Raw genomic sequence first — 20,805 nt, 5'->3', positions numbered from 1 at the left:
TCTAGATCCCGAGGAGATCTAAGCTTGCGGCCAAGGTCAGCTCTGCCAAAGCGCCAACCGCTATTGGGCCTATCTGTAATTGATCTAATCACGAGCGTCGGCCTGACTATCCTCCTTTCCTGCTAGATCCAACCTACCCTTTCAATGCCGGATGAGCTGCGAGATGAATGTGAGCGCCTTGAAATTGTTAGCCATTGCAGCACTACTGACTGGCTGCGCATCTTCCGGGCAAAGCGGGATAAAACCCATTCCGCCTTCGGCTGTAGCTCTGGATGATGCACAGATACGGAGCACGTTGATCGGAAATAAGCTGTTGAATGTCGGAACATCAGGGCTTCCGTATTCGCTGAGCTTCAATGGCGACGGGACGGAAGTTTTCCAGATGTCAGGCAACGCACCGGAGGTCGAGCGTTGGAGCACCAAAGATGGAGTGATTTGCTTTGTAACCTCGAAGAATCCTCACGAGTGCTATCGCTTGAAGAAGGACAATGACGACTACTGGTTTGTGAAACCCGATACCGGTGAGGTGCATTTCCACTACACCCTGAAACCTCAGTGACAGGTCGAAAACCTCACAAGCCTTCTCCCCCCTCGACTACACCCTACCTTCCAGCTGCCCTGACGCCACGCTGTCGCGCAGCTATTCGATTGATAGAAGTAAGCCCCCTCAAAACCAACACCAATCACCTACTCAACTATCCTAAGGTTCCCCATACCCAAGGCGACATCGGCCTACAGCGGAGGAACAATGAATAGCCTTCTGGCGAATGTCCTGGATGCACACGGCGGCCTTGATCGCTGGAATCAATTCTCGCGAGTCACGGCCACCATCATCGGTGGAGGTGGGTTGTGGCCGTTAAAAGGACTCGAAGCGACCACCACTCCGCGCGAGATGACGGCGACGATGCTGGAGCAAACCGCCTCGGCGAGTCCATTCGGCAAGCCGGAATGGCACAGCGTGTTCGAACCGGGGCGTGTGGCGATCGAAACCAACGAGGGTACGGTCATCAATGAGCGGTTGAATCCCAGAAAGTCGTTTTTGGGTCACACATTCGACACGCCTTGGGATCCGCTTCATCTGGCGTACTTCAACGGATATGCGATGTGGACGTACCTCAATACGCCTTTCATGCTGGCGTCGAGTGGTTTTGAGGTCACCGAGATTGAACCGTGGAAGGAAGGCGATGAGCATTGGCGAGTACTCCGGGCGCGATTTCCCAGGGAGATAGAGAGTCACTGTATCGAGCAGGACTTTTACTTCGGTGAAGACTACCTGTTGCGAAGACACGACTATCAGGTCGACGTAGCCGGCGGGTTTCGCGCGGCCCAGTACGTGAGTGAGATCGTCCAGGCCAACGGCATTTCATTTCCGTCGAAGCGGCGTGCCTATATGCGCGGTAATGATCTGAAGCCGATTCGCGATTTGTTGCTGGTGTCCATTGATCTGAGTGATTTTAGGCTTGAGTAGGTTCAGCAGGCATCAACCATGATCCAATGCAAACGCGCCTACGCCCCCGCCGCTTCCACCGACGGTCAGCGCATTCTGGTCGACCGTCTCTGGCCGCGTAACTGTCGCAAAGACCAACTCCCGCTGGACCAATGGCTACCTGACGTTGCGCCTTCCACTTCATTGCGCAAGGCCTTCAAAGCAGGTGATCTGGATTTTGCACAGTTCACAACCGCTTACCGCCAAGAGTTGGCAGCTCACCCGCAGCATTGGTGGGGGCTGGTGGATAGTGCCGCCAAGGACACGCTGACGCTGATTTTTTCCGCCAACGACCCGCTGGCCAATAACGCGGTGGTCCTTGCGCAATGGCTGGAGGAGGAGTTGGATAGGCGCTCGGATGCCCGTTCGCCGGCGTGTTACCTCAGTGATTTCCCCGACCACTGATCGATGGTTTTTCATTTCTGATAAAACATTTTTTATGCTTGAGCGATGCGATGGTTGCAACGGACTCAGCGGATGCCGACGCACCTCGCGACTGGAATAGTTAGTCCGTGCATATTAAGACACCCACAGCACCGGATAGCCCGCCGCCACCTGACAAGAAAGTATCATGATATTTACATTTAATTTACATTAGTGAATAGGCTTTTCACCTATGTAAATACTGTGAAAAGATTGTTGGCTTGACGATCAGCGGCTGTATCCTGAGCAACTAATCTATGAAAGCTACAGGCTCCCCAACTATGACCCGCTTATTTTGGAAGTTGATTCCAAAGATGCAGCGAGAACTTCTGCTTGAGCGGCTCTCGGTCGTGGATCGGCAGGTCGTAGACAAGACGATGTCCAGTCGCATCGAGTTCCCGGCGGTCTTCGACGAGCTGGAGTGTATCTTCATCCACGTCCCCAAATGCGCGGGCAGCAGTGTGGCGATGTCGATATTTGGCGATACGCCCACTGGTCACATCCCCTTGTACTGGTATGAGAAGCAGTTCTACGAACGCTACACCCACTACTTCAAGTTTGGCTTTGTACGAGATCCATTACAAAGAGCTTGGTCAGCGTACAACTATTTGCTGCACAACACGCAAAAACGCGATCGGGCAGCCAATGAACTAGTGAACAAGTTTCCTAATTTCGATGCGTTCATTGATAACTGGCTGCACCCGGACAACATCAACCGGCAGATACACTTCGCGCCGCAACACCTCTTTCTGCAAAACTCGATCGGACTGATCGATGTTGATTTCATTGGACGGCAGGAAACCCTGACCGAGGATTTCGTCGCGCTTTGCAAACAACTGGATGTTAAAGCCGAGTTGCAGCACATCAACCGCTCGCGACTACGGCCAAGTGACGAAAATCGCAACATTTGCTCCGCCGCCTCCCGGCGCCGAGTGAGGGAGGTTTATGCCCGTGACTACGAGTTGTTCGCTTATGACTGAGTTAAGACCAATCATCATCGCGCCCGCCTTGAGCGTCGATCACGCCCTGCGCGCCGGCATGAAGCAGCAGCGCCCTTGTTGCATCTGGTTCACCGGGCTCTCGGGTGCGGGCAAATCTACCTTGGGCAACCAGTTGGACCACGCGCTGCAAGCCAACGGCATGCACAGCTACCTGCTGGACGGTGATCGCTTGCGTCAGGGCCTGTGCAATGACTTGGGCATGACCGATGCTGATCGTCACGAGAACGTCAGACGCATCGTCGAAGTCGCTAAATTGATGGTCGATGCCGGCCTGGTGGTGATTGTCTCGGTGATCTCGCCGTTCCGTGCCGACCGTGACGCCGCCCGACAAGGCTTCGCTGACGGCGAGTTCATCGAGGTCCATGTCAGCACGCCTCTTGAGGAATGTGTCCGGCGCGACGCAAAGGGCCTGTACAAGGCAGTGAAAGAAGGCCGGATCACCAACTTCACCGGCATCGACAGCCCCTATGAAGCACCGCTGAAGCCCGAGTTCGTGATCGATACCAGCACCGGCGAGAGCGACGGTTTTATTGATCGGTTGGCGCAGCAACTGGATCGGATGCATGGCTGAAGAGCAGGCAGCGAGCACCTTGGGTGAACTCGCCGCTTTTTTCACCCGCCGTTAAAGGCCGCCAAGCACCCGCGCAAAAACCTGCCGATCAATATTTGCACCGCTCAAAATAACCGCCACTCTCTGCCCCTGCTGCACGTGACGTTCCTTGATCAACGCTGCCAACCCTGCGGCGCCAGCGCCTTCGGCAGTGTTGTGGGTATCTTCGTGGAACACCCTTATCGCGTCGGCAATTTCGTCCTCGCTGACCCGCACGATCCGCGCAGCACCCTGGCGAATAATCTCGAAGGCTTCCGGCAGCGGCATGCGACAGGCCATGCCGTCGGCGAAGGTATTGGCGGTTTCCGTGGTAATGATCCGACCTTGTTCGAAGCTCTGGGCAAAGGCGTCGGCATTCGCTGAAACGACACCGACAATTTCGGTGTTCAGCCCCAGCAAGTCACGGGTCTGAATCAGCCCGCAGATGCCAGAGCCCATGCCAATCGGCACGTAGACGGTTTTCAGATCCTGCACAGCTTCCAGCAGTTCCAGCGCGTAAGTCGCCACGCCTTTGATCAGGTCAGGGTGAAAAGCGGGGACACTTTCGTAGCCGTGAGTTTCGGCCTGACGCGCGGCTTCGGTTCGCGCTTCGTCGAAGTCCTGACCGAACTCGATCAACTGCGCGCCCATCGCCCGCATGGCGGCATTTTTCTCCGCCGAGTTACCCACAGGCACCACAATGATGATCGGCAAACCGGCGTTGCGTGCGGCCATGGCCAGGCTTTGACCGTGGTTGCCGCGGGTGGCGGTCACCAGACCCGCGACCTCGGGTTTACGCTGAAGCAGCCCTTGCACATAGGTCAGCCCGCCTCGAACCTTGAACGCGCCGGTTGGTGCATGGTTCTCGTGTTTGACCCAGACTTCGCAGCCCAGACGTTCGGCCAAACGCGGCCAGGCGTACTGCGGCGTGCCCGGAATCAATGGGCGAATGGATTGTGCAGCGTGGCGCAAGGCCGTCAGATCAAACATGGGACACCATCAGTTGGGTGGGTTTGACTCGATCTTAGGCGCAGAGCATTGTATGGGTTAAACCTTATATTGCATGAGCAACAATAAATGTGGACGCCAACGCTGCCGGACAGCGACCAACCGAAATACCTGGCGCTGGTTGACGCCATCACCCACGCGATCGAAAGCGGTGAGCTGAAAGTCGGTGAGCGTCTGCCGCCACAACGGCGTCTGGCGTGGAACCTCGGCTTGAATCCGAGCACGACCATGCAGGCCTATCGCGAGGCGGCACGTCGGCATTTGGTCTCGGGGGAGGTCGGACGCGGCACCTATGTACTGGCGGGCAGCAAAGAGGCAACCCTGTTCCGTCTTAAACAACCCGGCGAGCGACCAACGCTGATTGATCTGTCCACTAATGTGCCGGTGACCGACGACGACAGTCGGGATGAAGAGCGCTCGCTCAGCACCCTGATCGACAGCGGCCACGCACAACGCCTGCAAAGCTATCTTGGCGCAGACGACCTGGCATGGGGTCGCGCGCAGGGTGCTGCGTGGATGACCAGGCGCGGGCTGAACGTCGCCGCAGAAAATGTGCTGCTGTGTGGCGGCGCCCAGCAAGGGTTGTTCATGGCGCTGTTGTCGCTGTGTCAGCCCGGTGAACCGGTGCTGGTGGAGGCGTTTACCGCGCCGGGGATCAAGGCGGCCTGTCGGCAATTGCGCCTGCCTTTGCATGGCGTCGCACTGGACCACCACGGGATTGTTCCGGAAGAGCTGGACCGCATGGCGCGTGCGACGGGCGCCAGGGTGGTGGTGCTGACCCCGGTCCTGCAAAACCCCACGTCGACCATCATGTCACCTCAGCGCCAGCTTGAAATTGCCGAGGTGGTGAAACAACACGGGCTTTTGGTCATTGAAGATGACGTGTACGGCGCACTGACCTCCACACCGCCGCTGACCCGGCTGCTGGGCGAACGCGGGCTGCTGGTGACCAGCCTGTCGAAGACCGTCGCCCCCGGCCTGCGGGTTGGCTGGATCACGGCCGACCCTTCGTTACTCGAGCAGATCGATCCGCATGCGCAAGCCACGCACTGGGGCATCTCGCCGCTGTGCCTGTCCATCGCCGGGCAGTGGATCAAGGACGGCACCGCGCAACGCCGGCTGGCCTGGCAAACCGAAGAAACCACCCAGCGTTGGCGGCTGGCGAAGAAATTCCTTGGCTCAGCGCTGTATCAGAGCGAAAGCCCCTCACCGCATATCTGGGTGACCTGTTCGATGCCGTCGATGGCACTGGCACAGGCCTGCCGGGCGGCGCAGGTCGATGTGGTGCCGGCAGAGGTGTTCGCGGTCAAGGAGCACGACACCCACGCAATCCGCATCAGCCTGTGCGCGGCGAGTAACCGAGCACAGTTGAAAGTGGCGCTGGAACGGGTCGCAGAGATTATTAAATAGCGATGAATTTAATCGCCGAGTGGGTCTTCAAATCGCCTTCATGGGCCGCCAAGACAGTGGGCAACGATTCGCGCAGGAAGGTGACCCAGGTTTTGATTTTTGCATCGAGAAACTGACGCGACGGATAGATCGCGTAGAGGTTGATTTCCTGCAAGCGATGCTGTGGCAAGACACGCACCAGACTGCCGTCACGCAGGCCGTCGATGGCGGAAAAGACCGGTTGCACGCCAATCCCCATGCCGCTCTTGATCGCGACGGTCATGCCATCGGCGGTGTTCACATGAAAGGGAAAATGCGACAAGGTGATCAGCTCTTCCTGCTCCTCTGGCCCGACAAACTCCAGGCGCTCTTGAGGCACCGAAGCGTTGGTCACGCGCAGGCAATCGTACTGGTGTAGTTCCGACGGCGATGAAGGCTGACCATGCTTGGCCACATAGCCCGGAGAAGCACAGAGGATGTTGTAGGTCATGCCCAGTCGATGAGCGACGAATCCGGAATCCGGCAAGTCGCTGGCGGTGATGATCGAGACGTCATAGCCCTCTTCCAGCAAATCCGGAAGCTTGTTGGACAGGGTCAGGTCAAAGGTCACTTCCGGACGCACTTCGCGATAACGGGCAATGGCGTCGATGACGTAGTGCGTGCCCACACCCGCCATGGCGTGCACTTTCAGATTTCCCGCGGGCTTGGCGTTGGCGATACTGGCCTCCGCCTCGGCCTCCTGAAGATCCTCCAGAATGCGCTCACAACGCAGCAGGTAACGCTTGCCCGCCTCGGTCAGGGCGATGCGCCGCGTGGTGCGGTTCAGCAAGCGTGTATGCAGATGGGCTTCCAGCTGGGAGACGGCCTTGGAAACGTTAGCGGTGGTTTTATCCATGAGTTCAGCGGCGGCGGTAAAGCTGCCCGTTTGGACCACCAGACTAAAGGCCCGCATGTTTTGGAAAGTGTCCATCGAATACCCGCAGGTGATTAGCGTGAAAAGGGTAGACGATGCAGCAGGGCCGTACACTTCGACCTAAGCCGCACGCCTGCCCAGTTCTCCCTGCGCAGTAGTATATAAAGCAATGAACCCGGTGATTATCTCAAAACAGGTAATTCTGTTTATTGAAAATAGGCACCGGGTTCAAGGGGTTGTTTCTTTGCAATCTGCCTGAGCTATTGGCCCATGCCGCCGAACTTGCTCACAAGCATATTGACGAACTGCGGCACGGTCATTTTCTGATCGTTGAAGTTAACCACGTCGTTGGCGTAATGCAGCGTGGAGACCACGTCTTCGCCCTGGACCTTGGCCAGTTGCGTGACCACGGCCATGCCGCCCACCGTGTCGCTCGCGCTTTGGGCCTGTTGCTCGATAACTTTTGGATCGGTCTGACCACCGGCGGTGGCCGCCATGCTGGCGAGGTCTTTGACCATTGGCTTGGAGATCACCAGTTTAGCGTCCAGTTGTGTCAGCAGTTTTCTGACCAGATCCGGGATCTGTTGATCAAGCGTGCCAGGGTTGTTCAGGTCCAGCGCGATATGTAGCTGACTTTCGCCATTCGGTGTTTTGAGCGAGAGCTTTTCCAGTTCGATGTGCGGCTTGGCGGCCAGCATTTTCAGCATATTGGCATCGAGTTGCGCTTGATCGGCGTCGCTCAATTGCAGTTTCAGCGGCTGTCCGGCCAGCGCTGCGGCTTGTTGCTGTGGCTGAACTTTCTGTTGGTAGAGCGTGTACAGCGCCTGGGTCGAAGCGACGTCAAAGTTGCTAAACTTCCACAACATTTGCGCCGCGCCGACATCCTGGCCGCTGTAATTGATCATGCCGATGTCGTAGGTCACTTGTGCTGACAGGGTCGAAGCGTCTTCCTGCAGCAAGCTGGTGTTGACGAAGTCATGCAGTTTCAGCGGCGGCTTGCCAACCACCTGGAACACCGCGTTGGCGATCTTGAAATCGCTGTGGCCCAGATAGAAGCCTGACGCGCCTTTGGTACCGCCGGTATTGAAGGTCACGTCATGCAGTTCGACACTGACCGGGCCTTGTTCGGAAGGCATGGTCACGTTGAGGCCGTCGAGCTTGCCAACCACTTTGACTTTGTCGCCGTTTTCGCTGGCGTCCACCGCCAGGTTCAAACCGGAGAATTTGAAAGCGCTGTCCTGATTCTTGACGTCCAGCGGCAATACTTCTAACGCGCCTGACACCGAGCGGTCGTAGCCAATGGCGGTGTGGCCTTTCAGCGGCGTCGCGCCGTTGGTCAGGGCGAACCACTTCTCGGTGGCCGCGTTTTTCTCAATCTCGTAATTACTGGCAGCCATTACCGGCACCAGGTTCAAGGTCTTCAAGCGCGAGAACGGCAGCGGGCCATGTTCGATATTGTCGACGAACAGCAACTCTACGTTCTCGTTCCCCAGCTTTTTGCTGTTGAGGGTCATCCGATAGTGCGCGGTGCTGCTGAACAGATGGCGCTCGATGGAAACCAGCTCCAGGGTCGCAGTGCCGTCAAAACCGTTGAGCGAGCTCTTTACCTGATGGTTCGCATCATCAATGGTCGTGCGCAAAACGCCTTCCAATTGACCACCGGTGTACCACGCCCCGGCCGTACTCAGTGCTGCCACTGCAACGACGATTCCTACTGCAACCTTTGCTGATTTGCTCATCTGCCCTTCCATCCTTCGCTGTCCATGAACGCGCGAGATTATCATCCGCGGCTAGCCACGGTCTTCCCTGAAACGTTAGGCTGATGTTCGGATATGAATACGGGATCAGACGACATGGCTGAGCGAAACACGGATTTTGGCCCGATCAAGGCCGTTATTTTCGATATGGATGGCCTGTTGTTGGATACCGAGGGCATCTACACCGAAGTCACGCACCTGATCGCCAGCCGTTACGGCCGGGCCTTCGACTGGGAGGTCAAACGGGACACCATCGGCCGGGGCGCGCGGGACTTTGCCGGGTATGTGATCAACGCCCTTGAGCTGCCAATGTCCATCGATGAGTTCCTGACCACCCGCGAACCGATGCTGAACGAGCGTTTCCCGCAGTCGTCAGCGATGGCCGGCGCCGAAGCACTGGTACGCCACCTGGCCGCGAACAACATCCCGATTGCGGTCGGGACCAGCTCCTCGGTTCACTATTTCGAGGCCAAAACCACCTTGCACCGCGCGTGGTTCGAGCTGTTCGATACCGTGGTCACCGCTGACGATCCGCAAGTCGGCGCCGCCAAACCCGCCCCCGATATTTTTCTGGTTGCCGCTCGCCGACTGGGGGTCGATCCGAAAGACTGTCTGGTATTCGAAGACTCGCCGCTCGGCGTGACGGCAGCCAAGGCCGCTGGAATGTACGCCGTGGCCGTGCCGGATTCCCACATGCCGCTTGAGCAATACACCCATGCCGACCTGTGCTTGCCGTCGCTGGAAGCGTTTCCGTTGGAGGCGTGGGGGTTGCCGGGGTATTGATCCGGAACATCCTTCGGTTTTGATCAGACCGGTCAGGCCATGACCTTGAGGTCCACGCCCAACGCCTCCGCGAATGCCTTGACCAGCGGACTTCGCGGCGAGTTGTGGCGCAGGATCACGTTGAAAGGTGTTGAGAGATTGATCAAATCCGGCCGCAGCGCACGCAGTTTGCCTTCGCGCACCAACGGCTCGGCATAGTGTTGCGGCAGGAAGCCGACAAACCGTCCGGTAAGGATCAGCATCGCCACCGCCTCAACTTGCGAGGCCGAGGCGCCGACGTTGTCGTAATCGACGAAGTTGGCTTTCGCCCCATGTACGGCGTATCGATGATTGACCACCTGATGCTGGCGCAACACGTTGGCATCCATCTCACTGTCAGGCACTGCAAACAGCACGTGACCGGCAGCGCAGTAGGCTTGGGAGCGTTCTTCATACAACGCGAAGTAATCAAACTCTTCACGCTTTTGATACACCGGGACAACCCCCATAATTAATCGACCTTCGACCACGCCGCGTTCAACCTCATCCAATTGTGCGGCATGTAAGCGCAGCCTTACTTTCGGCGCACTCTCATTTAAAGTACGCAACGCAGCCACTAAAGGTGAATTAACATCGGACACGGTATTGTCAATAACGCCAATACTTAAATCACCGATCAACTCATTTTGTGCGGAGCTGAGTTTGTCGCGAAAACTGTCGACCGAGGCGAACAGATCGATAGACGCCTGATACACCTGCTTGCCCTCTTCGGTCAGGCAAAAGCCTTCCCGACCGCGCGTACACAGGCGCATGCCGATCCGGATTTCGAGGTCGGAGATCTGTTTGCTGATCGCCGCCAAGCCTACGTTCAGCTCGTTTTGTGCCGCACTAAAACCTCCCGCTTCCACCACCGCCTTAAATACCCGGAGCAGCTTGAAGTCCAGACCACTGAGTGCCAGTGGCGCTCGACCTCCCGGTTTAGGCGGCAAGTTTCCAGAAGTGGAAAGTGGGGTTTCCATAATACTTATTGACCTCACTCACACTATTCAACAGGCTTCGCCCAACAAAATATATAACGCCAGCGCACAATAATGACCCTCAATTATTGCGATTGGCAACCTCGAAATCATTTGTCCGTTCGGCGCCAAACTGCTGGCTTCAAGCAACTAAATTCCTGACATTTCGATCAGGTCTTTGTGCTTGTGATTTCTGTGTTATCGACCGAGGAAAAGAATAATGACGCAAGCGACCGACCGCCTCTGGGGCGCACGTTTCAAGAGTGGCCCTTCTGAAGCCCTGGCGGCGCTGTCGCGGTGCCCGGAGCGTTATTTTCGCCTGACGCCCTACGACCTCGCCGGCTCCCGGGCGCACGCCCATGAATTGCAGCGGGCCGGCCTGCTCGATGAGTCCGAAACCCAGTTGATGCTCGACGCACTGGACGGCATTGGCAATGACTTCCGCAACGGCCACCTGCATCCGACATTGGCTGACGAAGACGTACACACCTTCATCGAACGCGTGTTGACGGAACGCCTCGGCGCGCTGGGCGGCAAGCTGCGCGCCGGTCGCTCGCGCAACGACCAGACGGCCAACGATCTGCGTCTGTTCTTGCGTGATCATGCGCGCACCCTGACCACTGAAGTGCTGGCCCTGCAAAGCGCGTTGGTGGACCAGGCCGAGCAGCACATTGAAAGCATTTGCCCTGGCTTCACCCACCTTCAACAAGCGCAGCCGATTGTGTTTGCCCATCATTTGCTGGCGCATGCCCAGTCGTTTTTGCGCGATGTTCAGCGTCTGGTGGACTGGGACGTACGCTGTGCTTTCTCGCCCCTCGGTGCAGCAGCCATGGCCGGCTCCGCGATTGCGCGTCATCCGGAACTGTCGGCCAAGGAAATGGGCTACACCGCGCCGTGCGAAAACTCCATCGACGCCGTCGCCAGCCGTGACCACGTCGCGGAGTTCCTGTTCGTCGCCAGCATGCTGGGGGTCAATATTTCGCGCTTGGCCGAAGAGTTCTGCCTGTGGTCGTCACGCCAGTTTCAGTGGGTTGTGCTGGACGATGCCTACGCGACCGGTAGCTCGATCATGCCGCAGAAAAAGAATCCGGACATTGCCGAACTGGCTCGCGGTAAAGCGGGGCGTTTGATCGGCAACCTCACCGGGTTGCTCTCGACCCTGAAATCGCTGCCGCTCTCCTACAACCGCGATCTGAGCGAAGACAAGAGCAGCGTGCTCGACACCGTCGACACCTTGCTGCTGGTGCTGCCGGCGATGGCTGGCATGGTCGCGACCATGAAGGTCAACGTCGAAGAGTTGCGGCGTCAGGCACCCCTGGGCTTCACCCTGGCCACCGAAGTCGCCGATTGGCTGGCGGTGCGTGGCGTGCCATTCAAAGAAGCGCATGAGATCACCGGCGCGCTGGTCCAGTTGTGCGAGAAACATGGCATTGAATTGTGGGAGGCCACCCCGGCGATGCTGGCCGAAGTCGATACGCGCCTGACCCCACAAGTGCGCGACTGTCTGACCCTCGAAGCCGCCATCGCGGCCCGCAGCGGTTGGGGCGGCACCGCACCGCAGCAGGTGCGGCAACAGATCGAGCGCTTGCAAACCGCCCTCAAAGGCCAGCTGCAATGGGCCAACACCTACAACGGCTTTCGTATCTGACGAGGCGACTTCGGAGAAACACCATGAGCCAGACTCAGGCAGAGCGCTTGCAGGCCGAGCGCAAGAAGAACGAAAACCAGTTCGACATCACCCAGTACGAACACGTCCCCCGACGCTATTACGGGCGGATTTTCTTCGCCACTCTGATCGTGGTCGCCCTCGCCGGGCTGATTCGCGCGTTCGCCATTGGCCAGATCGAATGGTCGTACATCGGCCAGTTCCTGACCTCGCAAGCGATCATGTTCGGCCTGATGAACACCATCATCATGGCCGTGCTGGCAATGGCGCTGGGCGTGTTGTTCGGGGTCATTACCGCGATCATGCGCATGTCGCAGAACCCGATCCTGCGTTACGTGGCGATCACGTACACCTGGCTGTTTCGCGGTACGCCGCTGATTTTGCAACTGCTGCTGTGGTTCAACCTGGCGCTGATTTTCCCGGTGATCGCCATCCCCGGACTGTTCCAGCTGGACACGGTCAGCCTGATGACGCCGTTCGTGGCGGCGCTGCTGGGGCTGAGTATTAACCAGGGTGCTTACACCGCCGAAGTAGTGCGCGCCGGCCTGCTGTCGGTAGACACCGGTCAGTACGAAGCCGCCAAGTCCATCGGCATGCCACGCCTGCAGGCGCTACGCCGGATCATCCTGCCGCAGGCCATGCGCGTGATCATTCCGCCGGTGGGCAACGAGTTTATTGGCATGGTGAAAATGACCAGCCTGGCCAGCGTCATCCAGTATTCCGAGCTGCTCTACAACGCCCAAACCATCTACTACGCCAACGCGCGAGTGATGGAGCTGCTGATCGTCGCCGGTATTTGGTACCTGGCGGTGGTTACCGTTCTTTCTTTCGGTCAGAACCGCCTCGAGCGTCGTTTTGCCCGCGGCGCCGGCAAGCGTTCGTAAGACTGCCGAGGAGAATTTCACATGAGAAGCATCGTCAAAGCTGTAGCCCTGAACAAGTTCTACGACAGTTATCACGCACTGCAAAACATCAGCCTGGAAGTCGAACAAGGCGAAGTGCTGTGCATCATCGGCCCATCGGGTTCGGGTAAAAGCACCCTGCTGCGCTGCGTCAATCAGCTGGAAAAGATCGACAAGGGCGGCCTGTGGGTCGACGGCGAACTGGTCGGCTATCGCATCGTTGGCAACAAGTTGCACGAGCTGACCGAGGCGCAGATTGCCCGTCAGCGTCTGGCCACCGGCATGGTGTTCCAGCGCTTCAACCTGTTCCCGCACATGACCGTGCTGCAAAACATCATCGAAGGGCCGTGCCAGGTGCTCAAGCGCTCTCCCAAGGAGGCCACCGAAGAGGCGATCGAGTTACTGGCTCGGGTCGGTCTGGCGGACAAGCGCCATGCGTATCCGGTCGAGCTGTCCGGCGGTCAGCAGCAGCGCGTCGCGATCGCCCGCGCGTTGGCGATGCGCCCCAAATTGATGTTGTTCGATGAACCTACTTCTGCACTCGACCCGGAGCTGGTCGGTGAGGTGTTGTCGGTGATGCGCGACCTCGCGCACACCGGCATGACCATGATCGTCGTGACCCACGAATTGGGCTTCGCTCGCGAAGTGTCCAACCGCATGGTGTTCATGGACGCTGGCCAGATTGTGGAGGCCGGAAGCCCCGAGGAAATTCTAATAAATCCACAAAACCCACGCACTCAAAGCTTCATCTCTGCCGTTCGTACCTAAATTACAACTCAAATCGAGAACGACTTCATGAAGAACCTGATCCTTACCTCCGTACTTGCCGCCTTGATGGCGTCCACCTCGGCCTGGGCCGAGTTGCCGGCTGCGATCAAAGCCAAGGGCGAACTCGTCGTGGCGATCATGCCGAACTACCCGCCGATGGACTTCAAGGACCCGGCGACCAACACCCTGACCGGCATCGACTACGACCTGGGCAACGCCCTGGGCGAGCGTCTGGGCGTGAAGATCAAATGGCAGGAAACCGCGTTCGAACAGATGGTCAGCGGCCTGGTGACCAAGCGCGTCGACCTGGTGCTGTCGGGCATGACCGACACCGCAGAACGCCAGAAGTCGGTGACCTTCATCGACTACTTCACCAGCGGCCCGCAGTTCTACACCCTGGCCAAGCGTGACGACATCAAGGACGTCACCGATCTGTGCGGCAAGAAAGTCGGCACCAGCCGTCGCACCACCTGGCCGGCCGAAGCCGCCGAGTGGAGCAAGGCCAATTGCGAAGCGGCGGGCAAACCTGCGCTGATCGTGCTCGGTTCCGAAGGCTCCGCCGACGCGCGCGCGCAATTGCGTCAGGGTCGTCTGGATGCCGCCATGCAAGGTAGCGAAACCATTCCTTACCTGATGTCGCAGGAGAAGGATCAATACAAACCGCTGGGCACCGCGATCTCCAAACAGTTCACCGGTCTGGGCGTAAACAAGGCCAACCCTGAATTGGTCACCGCGATCAGTGAAGCGCTGCAAGGCATGATTGCCGACGGTACTTACCAGGCCATCCTGAAGAAGTGGAACCTGGAATCGGGTGCCGTGGACAAGATTCTGGTCAATAACGGTAAGTAATTCGCCTCCACATTGTAGGAGCGGGCTTGCCCGCGATGGCCTTGATTCGGTGCGTCTGATCCGACGCCATCGCGGGCAAGCCCGCTCCTACAGGGAACTCTACCCATAAGGACATACGCAACGCTGTGGCTACTTACTCGCTCGTGATTCGCCGGCTGATGATCTGTTCGCTGACGATCGTTGTCAGCCGGGCGATCACCAGTCCTTTGCTGACGTTGTTCCTGAGCAAGCGGTTGGGGCTGAATCAACAGGATGTCGGGCTGCTGCTGGGTATCGCGGTGTTCATCGCCACCTTGCTCGGGCTGTATGGCGGCTACGTCATCGACCGCCTGGAGAAGCGCAAGCTGCTGATTCTGGCGATGCTCTCCAGTTCGGTCGGCTTTGTGCTGCTGACCCTGGCCAACAACGTTTACCTGACCACCCTGACCCTGGTGATTACCGAGGCTGCGTCTGCGTTGTTTCTGATCGGCTCCAAGGCAATCATCAGTGAGAACCTGCCGATCGGGCAGCGGGCCAAGGTGTTCTCCCTGCGCTATACGCTGACCAACATCGGCTACGCCACCGGCCCGATGCTCGGCGTGTTGATTGCCGGGCAACTGCCATTGGCGCCGTTCTGGATCGCCAGCGGCATCGCCTTTTGCAGCGTGTTCCTGATGATCGGCATTGCGCCGACCCAACGCAGCGGCGACAGCAAACCCCTGAGTTTCCTCGACACCCTGGCGACTCTCAGAAGTGACCGCACGCTGATCATGTTCACCTGCGGCAGCCTGTTGAGCACTATCGTCCACGGCCGTTACACGCTGTACATGTCGCAGTACCTGCTGGTGATGTACAAGCCCGACCAGGCGCTGAACATCATGTCGGCCGTGCTCGCGTGCAATGCCGTGACTGTGATTCTCATGCAGTATCAAATTGGCCGCTTTCTCAAACGCGAGCAGTTGCGTTACTGGATCTGCCTTGGCACGGCGCTGTTCATCGCCGGATTGATCGGCTTCAGTCATGCCCAGAGCATGCTGTCGTGGTGTGTGGCGATGTTCGTCTTTACTTTGGGCGAGATGATCATCTACCCGGCGGAATTCCTGTTCATCGACACCATAGCCCCCGAGCCATTGCGCGGCAGTTATTACGGCGCGCAAAACCTCGCAGCCTTTGGTGGCGCCATGAGCCCTGTGATCTGCGGCTACCTGCTGATCAACTCGACGCCGACCAGCATGTTCTATGTGTTGAGCTGTTTGACGGCGGTGGGTGGGACTTTGTGTTTCTTGAGTGGCCGAAGGATCAAGGCTGTTCTGTGAGACCGCTTTCGCCAACAAGTTGGCTCCCAAAATAAATTGAGCTCCCACAGGATTGATATCGCTCGCGTTATCGCACTATTAATTTCAACGATATCCGGTAGCACTCTGATTGACTTCTTAATAATCGGGCACTGCGTAGAATCAGCCCCATGAAGTCCACATTTATACGGTTTGCTCCCTCGAACTCTCAGACTTCCCTTTCAGCCCGGCTCTTGCCGGGCTTTTTTTTGTCTGCCGTTTGACAAAAACCGCAGGTTTGAGGGACGTTAGTCTTCCTGTGTTCTGCCTTCCCCTCCTTCATTGAAAAGGATATCGAACATGACTTATCGCATTCTTGGCCAATCCGGCTTGCGCGTTTCAACTTTAAATCTCGGCACCATGATGTTCGGCGATCAGACCAGTACCGAAGAGTCGCTGCGAATCATCGATAAGGCTTGGGACCAAGGCATCAATTTCATCGACACTGCGGACGTGTATTGCGCCGGGCGCTCCGAAGAGATCGTCGGCGAAGCCATTGCGACGCGGCGTGATAACTGGGTCCTGGCGACCAAAATCGGCAGCGGCCCGACCCATGGTGTGCCGAACTCCAGCGGCTTGAGTCGCAAGCATATCTTCAACGGTATCGAAGCCAGCCTGAGTCGTATCGGCACCGACTACATCGACATCTATTACTTGCACCGCGAAGATCACGACACGCCACTGGACGTGACGGTTTCAGCCATTGGTGACCTGATTCGCCAAGGCAAAATTCGTCATTGGGGCGTGTCCAACTTCCGCGGCTGGCGCATCGCTGAAATCGTCAAGGTCGCCGAGCGCCTGGGCGTCGATAAACCGGTGATCAGCCAACCGCTGTACAACATCACCAACCGCACCGCCGAGGTCGAGCAGATTACGGCGGCGGCGTTTCATGGTCTGGGCGTCGTGCCTTACAGCCCATTGGCGCGCGGCGTGCTCAGCGGTAAATACGCCCCTGACGTCACCCCCGACAGCAACAGCCGCGCCGGGCGTCAGGACAAGCGCATTCTGGAAACCGAATGGCGCGTCGAGTCACTGCGGATTGCGCAGAAGATTCAGGAATACACCCAGGCCAAAGGTGTCGGCATCGTCGAGTTTGCGATTGCCTGGGTGCTGAATAACAAAGCGGTGTCGTCGGCCATTGTCGGGCCGCGTACCGAAGAGCAGTGGGATGGCTACCTCAAGGCGACCGAGGTGAAGATCACGGCGGAGGATGAGGCGTTTATCGATTCGCTGGTCACGCCGGGGCATTCGTCGACGCCGGGGTACAACGACGTCGCGCATTTTGTGTCGGGGCGGCAGTTGCGTTAGTACACCGGATACTTTGCAGGAGCTGCCGAAGGCTGCGATCGACCGGGCACGGGTCGCCCAATCAATCGCTATGAAGGTCCTTCGGACCTTTCGCAGCCTTTGGCAGCTCCTACAGGTAAGGCGTCGTCTGTTGTTAGCGCTCGTGCATCGCCTCTGCCCGCGCCCGCAAGATCGGTTTCAACAGATAGCTGAGGATGCTTTTCTTGCCGGTGATGATGTCCACCGAAGCGACCATGCCGGGAATGATCAGCAGCGGATGCTCATCGGTACCCAGGTGGCTGCGGTCGGTGCGCAGTTTGATCACGTAGAAGGTGTTGCCGTCGTCATCAGTGATGGTGTCGGCACCGATTTGCTCCAGCTTGGCCTTCAGCCCCCCGTAGATGGTGAAGTCATAGGCGGTGAACTTGACCATCGCTTCCTGACCCGGATGAATGAAGGCGACGTCTTGTGGACGGATCCGCGCTTCGATCAGCAGGGTGTCGTCCAGCGGCACGATTTCTACCAGGTCGCTGCCCGGCTGGATCACGCCGCCGATGGTGTTGACCAACAGCTGCTTGACGATACCGCGCACTGGTGAGGTCACCAGCGTGCGGCTCACCCGATCTTCCAGCGCTTTGCCGGTGGCCTGAGCCTTGCTCAGATCAGTTCGCGCTTCGTTCAACTGAGTCAGGGCTTCGCTGCGAAATTTGCCACGGGTCTCGTCGATTTTGCGCGCCACTTCCTTGATCGCCGATTCCGCACGCGGGATGGCCAGGGTGGTTGCGTCCATTTGCCCGCGCACTTCAACTTCCGAACGTTTCAAACGCAGCACTTCAACTGGCGAAACTGCACCCTGCGCCACTAACGGTTCGGACATACCGATTTCCTGCCGCAGCAGGTCCAGGCTGTGTTTGTACTGGGACTGCTTGGAGGAAAACTCGCGCAGTTCTTGTTGTTTCTGAATCAGTTGTTCCTGCAATCCAGCCACTTCGTCGTGCAATTGCTGGCGACGGCTTTCGTACAACGAGCGTTCGTTGGCAGCCTGACTGGGCGCTGCCTTGCTGACTTCGTCGGTGATGTTCAGCGCGCGATCATCCACCTCAGCGCTCAAGCGCTCGACGCGCAGCAGCATGGCCAGGCGATCCGCCTCGGTTTCGCCGACGTTGGAGACAAAGCGCGTGGCGTCCAGACGCAACAGCGGGTCGCCGATTTCGACGATTTGCCCTTCGTGGACAAACAGCTCAGAAATGATGCCGCCTTCCAGGTTCTGGATTTTCTGCAGCTTGGACGATGGAATGGCCTTGCCGTCGCCCTTGGTCACTTCATCGATAATCGCGAAATGCGCCCAAGATACGAGGAACACGAAGAAGCCGATCAACGCCCAGATAGTCAACCGCACAACACGCGGTGCATCTTCGAACAGCGCTTTATTGACCTCGGGCAGCGGCTGCCCAAGCATCGAATCGGTGCCTTTGAAATAACGTATCAGCGAGCCGGTCCAGCCCCCACCTTCTGACTTAAGCAACACCGATCTGCCCCTTTTTCAACGCTTCCATCACGGCGGCTTTCGGGCCGTCTGCCAGGATCTGGCCTCTGTCGATCACGATCAAGCGGTCCACCAACGACAACAGCGAGGCACGGTGCGTGACCAGAATCATGGTTTTATTGTCGATAACGCCTTGCAGGCGTTGCTTCAGGCGCTCTTCACCGGTGTTGTCCATGGCGCTGGTCGGTTCATCGAGCAACAGAATCGGCGGGTTGAGCAATAACGCTCGGGCCAGGGCAACGTTCTGCCGCTGTCCGCCGGAAAGGTTCTGACCGCGCTCGCCGACCTGCAATTCGTAGCCTTGCGGGTGCAAACGGGCGAACTCATGCACGCCCGCCAGCTCAGCCGCTTGCAGCACCAGTTCATCTTCGACGTAACGCGCACCCGAAACCAGGTTGTCACGCAAAGTGCCGCTCAACAGCTGGATGTCCTGCGCAACGTAGCCGATGTTGTGGCGCAATTCGCTGACGTCGATCTGCCGAATGTCCACGCCATCCACCAGCAACGCGCCGGAATCAGGCTGATACAGGCCGACCAGCAATTTGGCGAGGGAGCTTTTCCCGGAACCGCTACGGCCGATGATAGCGATTTTCTCGCCCGGCTTGATCGTCAGGTTAATGTTGGTCAGCGCCGCGTTCTGCTGTTGCGGGTAGGTGAAGTTCATCTGGCGACATTCCACCGCGCCTTGCAGGGTTCTGCGAGTCAGTGGGCGCTCGTCGTAGTTGCGCTCTTGCGGCAACTCCATCATCTGGTCGACCGAGGTCATGGTCACCCGCGCCTGTTGATAGCGCGTCAGCAGACCGGCCAGCGAACCCAGTGGGCTCAGCGCACGACCGCTGAGCATGTAGCAGGCAATCAGACCGCCCATGCTCAGGTTGCCGTCGATGATCTGGTACACGCCGAAAATGATGATGATCACCCCGGCCAGTTGCTGGATCAGCAGGGTGATGTTCATCGCCAGGCTGGAGAGCATTTTGACCCGCAACTCGAGGCGGCTCAGGGTACCAATGGTCTGTTCCCAGTGGTACTGACGTTCGCTCTCGGCGTTGTTGACCTTGACCGCGTCCAGCCCGGCCAGGGTTTCGATCAGGCTCGACTGACGCTCGGCGCCCAGCGCCATGGTGCGTTCCATGGTCGCGGTCAGTGGCTTTTGCAGACCCCAGCTGATCAGCAGCGCCAACGGGAATGCCACCACCGGCACCCACACCAGCGGGCCACCGAGCAGACCGATGACCAACAGAATCAGCAAGGTAAACGGCAGGTCGATTAGGCTGGTGAGGGTCAGCGAGGCGAGGAAATCGCGCAACGACTGAAACTCATGGATGTTCTGCGCAAAGCTGCCGACCCGGGCCGGGCGATAACGCATCGCCATGCCGACGATGCGCTCGAACAGTGTCGCGGAGATGATCAGGTCGGTTTTTTTCCCGGCAAGGTCGAGGCACAGGCTGCGCAAGCTTTTCAGCAACAGGTCAAAAATGTAGGCGCCGGTGATGCCGATCGCCAGCACCCACAGGGTCGATGCCGCCTGGTTCGGCACCACGCGGTCGTAGACGTTCATCACGAACAGCGGAGCCGCCATGGCGATGATGTTGATCAACAGGCTGGCCGCAATCGCATCGACATACAACCAACGCGAGCGCTTCAAGGTGTCGCGGAACCACGACCGTGCGCGCGGGATCAGCGAGCCGTGGTTCACGTCGAATTTGTGTTGTGGCTGAGCAAAAAACACTCGGCCGCTGTAATCGTCCGCCAACAGCTCGCGGGACACACGCACTTCGCCACCGTCGCTTTCGCTGAGCAGCAAGCGCGCCTGACCGTCTGCTGTCCAGCCGACCAATACCGCAGCGCGCCCTTCTTTGAGCAACAACAACGCCGGCATGGCGATCGCAGGAATCTGCTCCAGCTTGCGCTGCATCAAACGCCCTTGCAGACCGGCGCGGGCGGCTGCACGGGGCAGCAAATCCGCGCTCAAGCGTTGCGCAGGCAATGGCAGACCCGAGGTCAGCATCGCCCGGCTGGCCGGCTTTTGATGCAACTGGCACAGCGTGAGCAGACCATCCAGTAACGGATCGTCGTGTTGCGCGCGTGGATCATGACTGAGTTGAACTCGACTAACTTCTGATTCCACGC

The 20,805-nt window shown here is 58.2% G+C and carries 19 protein-coding genes; 13 read left to right on the top strand and 6 right to left on the bottom strand.

Annotated elements, in window-relative coordinates; all coding sequences use genetic code 11:
- Positions 1 to 163: 163 nt before the first annotated feature.
- The 5 genes from ACF0H7_RS00175 to cysC all read left to right on the top strand — a co-directional run bounded on the left by ACF0H7_RS00175 (position 164) and on the right by cysC (position 3,481).
- Complete coding sequence (locus ACF0H7_RS00175; RefSeq protein WP_397450845.1) at positions 164 to 559, top strand: hypothetical protein; 396 nt, start codon at positions 164 to 166, stop codon at positions 557 to 559.
- Positions 560 to 748: 189 nt separating this feature from the next.
- A complete protein-coding gene (locus ACF0H7_RS00170; RefSeq protein ID WP_397450844.1) occupies positions 749 to 1,468 on the top strand; it encodes a hypothetical protein in 720 nt (239 codons plus the stop codon).
- A gap of 18 nt (positions 1,469 to 1,486) precedes the next feature.
- A complete protein-coding gene (locus ACF0H7_RS00165) occupies positions 1,487 to 1,891 on the top strand; it encodes a DUF488 domain-containing protein (protein WP_397450843.1) in 405 nt (134 codons plus the stop codon).
- Between the two features lie 299 nt (positions 1,892 to 2,190).
- Positions 2,191 to 2,889 (top strand): sulfotransferase family protein, encoded by a 699-nt coding sequence (locus ACF0H7_RS00160; RefSeq protein ID WP_397450842.1) that lies wholly within the window; start codon positions 2,191 to 2,193, stop codon positions 2,887 to 2,889.
- Positions 2,882 to 3,481 (top strand): adenylyl-sulfate kinase, encoded by a 600-nt coding sequence (gene cysC, locus ACF0H7_RS00155; protein WP_397450841.1) that lies wholly within the window; start codon positions 2,882 to 2,884, stop codon positions 3,479 to 3,481. Before ACF0H7_RS00160 ends, cysC begins: the two co-directional genes overlap by 8 nt.
- A gap of 51 nt (positions 3,482 to 3,532) precedes the next feature.
- On the opposite strand, the gene ACF0H7_RS00150 is transcribed toward cysC, so the two are convergent.
- Positions 3,533 to 4,489 (bottom strand): threonine dehydratase, encoded by a 957-nt coding sequence (locus ACF0H7_RS00150; protein WP_397450840.1) that lies wholly within the window; start codon positions 4,487 to 4,489, stop codon positions 3,533 to 3,535.
- An 87-nt stretch (positions 4,490 to 4,576) separates the two neighbouring features.
- Between ACF0H7_RS00150 and ACF0H7_RS00145 the strand changes: the two genes are divergently transcribed.
- Entirely contained in the window at positions 4,577 to 5,917 is a 1,341-nt protein-coding gene (locus ACF0H7_RS00145) for a PLP-dependent aminotransferase family protein (protein WP_397450839.1), read from the top strand.
- Here the strand turns inward: ACF0H7_RS00145 and ACF0H7_RS00140 are convergent.
- Together ACF0H7_RS00140 and ACF0H7_RS00135 are read right to left on the bottom strand one after the other, a co-directional pair.
- Positions 5,910 to 6,866, bottom strand: a complete 957-nt coding sequence (locus tag ACF0H7_RS00140) for a LysR family transcriptional regulator (protein ID WP_397450838.1) — start codon at positions 6,864 to 6,866, stop codon at positions 5,910 to 5,912. The genes ACF0H7_RS00145 and ACF0H7_RS00140 overlap by 8 nt on opposite strands.
- 203 nt (positions 6,867 to 7,069) lie before the next feature.
- Positions 7,070 to 8,548, bottom strand: coding sequence for a YdgA family protein (locus ACF0H7_RS00135; RefSeq protein WP_397450837.1), 1,479 nt, complete (start codon positions 8,546 to 8,548; stop codon positions 7,070 to 7,072).
- A 114-nt stretch (positions 8,549 to 8,662) separates the two neighbouring features.
- On the opposite strand from ACF0H7_RS00135, the gene ACF0H7_RS00130 reads away from it, so the two are divergent.
- Entirely contained in the window at positions 8,663 to 9,349 is a 687-nt protein-coding gene (locus tag ACF0H7_RS00130; RefSeq protein WP_397450836.1) for an HAD-IA family hydrolase, read from the top strand.
- 32 nt (positions 9,350 to 9,381) lie between these two features.
- Here the strand turns inward: ACF0H7_RS00130 and ACF0H7_RS00125 are convergent, their stop codons facing one another.
- On the bottom strand, positions 9,382 to 10,347 hold the full coding sequence (locus ACF0H7_RS00125; protein WP_397450835.1) for a LysR family transcriptional regulator: 966 nt from the start codon (positions 10,345 to 10,347) through the stop codon (positions 9,382 to 9,384).
- A 217-nt stretch (positions 10,348 to 10,564) separates the two neighbouring features.
- Here ACF0H7_RS00125 and argH point away from each other — a divergent pair, with 217 nt between their 5' ends.
- From argH to ACF0H7_RS00095, 6 genes are all read left to right on the top strand, one after another.
- Positions 10,565 to 11,992 carry an argininosuccinate lyase gene (argH, locus tag ACF0H7_RS00120; protein ID WP_397450834.1) on the top strand — a complete coding sequence of 476 codons (1,428 nt, stop codon included), beginning with the start codon at positions 10,565 to 10,567 and terminating at the stop codon, positions 11,990 to 11,992.
- Positions 11,993 to 12,015: 23 nt separating this feature from the next.
- Positions 12,016 to 12,894, top strand: a complete 879-nt coding sequence (locus tag ACF0H7_RS00115) for an amino acid ABC transporter permease (RefSeq protein ID WP_397450833.1) — start codon at positions 12,016 to 12,018, stop codon at positions 12,892 to 12,894.
- 21 nt (positions 12,895 to 12,915) lie between these two features.
- On the top strand, positions 12,916 to 13,680 hold the full coding sequence (locus tag ACF0H7_RS00110) for an amino acid ABC transporter ATP-binding protein (protein ID WP_397450832.1): 765 nt from the start codon (positions 12,916 to 12,918) through the stop codon (positions 13,678 to 13,680).
- Between the two features lie 27 nt (positions 13,681 to 13,707).
- Entirely contained in the window at positions 13,708 to 14,529 is an 822-nt protein-coding gene (locus tag ACF0H7_RS00105) for an ABC transporter substrate-binding protein (protein WP_397450831.1), read from the top strand.
- A gap of 125 nt (positions 14,530 to 14,654) precedes the next feature.
- Positions 14,655 to 15,824, top strand: coding sequence for an MFS transporter (locus ACF0H7_RS00100; RefSeq protein WP_397450830.1), 1,170 nt, complete (start codon positions 14,655 to 14,657; stop codon positions 15,822 to 15,824).
- Between the two features lie 318 nt (positions 15,825 to 16,142).
- On the top strand, positions 16,143 to 17,150 hold the full coding sequence (locus ACF0H7_RS00095; RefSeq protein ID WP_397450829.1) for an aldo/keto reductase: 1,008 nt from the start codon (positions 16,143 to 16,145) through the stop codon (positions 17,148 to 17,150).
- A gap of 133 nt (positions 17,151 to 17,283) precedes the next feature.
- On the opposite strand, the gene ACF0H7_RS00090 is transcribed toward ACF0H7_RS00095, so the two are convergent.
- On the bottom strand, positions 17,284 to 18,657 hold the full coding sequence (locus ACF0H7_RS00090) for an HlyD family type I secretion periplasmic adaptor subunit (protein ID WP_397450828.1): 1,374 nt from the start codon (positions 18,655 to 18,657) through the stop codon (positions 17,284 to 17,286).
- Positions 18,647 to 20,803 (bottom strand): type I secretion system permease/ATPase, encoded by a 2,157-nt coding sequence (locus ACF0H7_RS00085; RefSeq protein WP_397450827.1) that lies wholly within the window; start codon positions 20,801 to 20,803, stop codon positions 18,647 to 18,649. Before ACF0H7_RS00085 ends, ACF0H7_RS00090 begins: the two co-directional genes overlap by 11 nt.
- Positions 20,804 to 20,805 lie beyond the last annotated feature (2 nt).

The sequence above is a fragment of the Pseudomonas sp. NA-150 genome (assembly GCF_044336365.1).
Taxonomy (GTDB): Bacteria; Pseudomonadota; Gammaproteobacteria; order Pseudomonadales; family Pseudomonadaceae; genus Aquipseudomonas.
Note: the sequence above shows the minus strand (reverse complement) of the source record. Positions and strands in the feature narration are given on the sequence as shown.

Excerpts from the sequence above, each read along its gene's own strand:
- ACF0H7_RS00175 (WP_397450845.1), top strand. The coding sequence starts at position 164 with ATGAATGTGAGCGCCTTGAAATTGTTAGCCATTGCAGCACTACTGACT.
- ACF0H7_RS00170 (WP_397450844.1), top strand. The coding sequence starts at position 749 with ATGAATAGCCTTCTGGCGAATGTCCTGGATGCACACGGCGGCCTTGAT.
- ACF0H7_RS00165 (WP_397450843.1), top strand. The coding sequence starts at position 1,487 with ATGATCCAATGCAAACGCGCCTACGCCCCCGCCGCTTCCACCGACGGT.
- ACF0H7_RS00160 (WP_397450842.1), top strand. The coding sequence starts at position 2,191 with ATGACCCGCTTATTTTGGAAGTTGATTCCAAAGATGCAGCGAGAACTT.
- cysC (WP_397450841.1), top strand. The coding sequence starts at position 2,882 with ATGACTGAGTTAAGACCAATCATCATCGCGCCCGCCTTGAGCGTCGAT.
- ACF0H7_RS00150 (WP_397450840.1), bottom strand. The coding sequence starts at position 4,489 with ATGTTTGATCTGACGGCCTTGCGCCACGCTGCACAATCCATTCGCCCA.
- ACF0H7_RS00145 (WP_397450839.1), top strand. The coding sequence starts at position 4,577 with ATGTGGACGCCAACGCTGCCGGACAGCGACCAACCGAAATACCTGGCG.
- ACF0H7_RS00140 (WP_397450838.1), bottom strand. The coding sequence starts at position 6,866 with ATGGACACTTTCCAAAACATGCGGGCCTTTAGTCTGGTGGTCCAAACG.
- ACF0H7_RS00135 (WP_397450837.1), bottom strand. The coding sequence starts at position 8,548 with ATGAGCAAATCAGCAAAGGTTGCAGTAGGAATCGTCGTTGCAGTGGCA.
- ACF0H7_RS00130 (WP_397450836.1), top strand. The coding sequence starts at position 8,663 with ATGGCTGAGCGAAACACGGATTTTGGCCCGATCAAGGCCGTTATTTTC.
- ACF0H7_RS00125 (WP_397450835.1), bottom strand. The coding sequence starts at position 10,347 with ATGGAAACCCCACTTTCCACTTCTGGAAACTTGCCGCCTAAACCGGGA.
- argH (WP_397450834.1), top strand. The coding sequence starts at position 10,565 with ATGACGCAAGCGACCGACCGCCTCTGGGGCGCACGTTTCAAGAGTGGC.
- ACF0H7_RS00115 (WP_397450833.1), top strand. The coding sequence starts at position 12,016 with ATGAGCCAGACTCAGGCAGAGCGCTTGCAGGCCGAGCGCAAGAAGAAC.
- ACF0H7_RS00110 (WP_397450832.1), top strand. The coding sequence starts at position 12,916 with ATGAGAAGCATCGTCAAAGCTGTAGCCCTGAACAAGTTCTACGACAGT.
- ACF0H7_RS00105 (WP_397450831.1), top strand. The coding sequence starts at position 13,708 with ATGAAGAACCTGATCCTTACCTCCGTACTTGCCGCCTTGATGGCGTCC.
- ACF0H7_RS00095 (WP_397450829.1), top strand. The coding sequence starts at position 16,143 with ATGACTTATCGCATTCTTGGCCAATCCGGCTTGCGCGTTTCAACTTTA.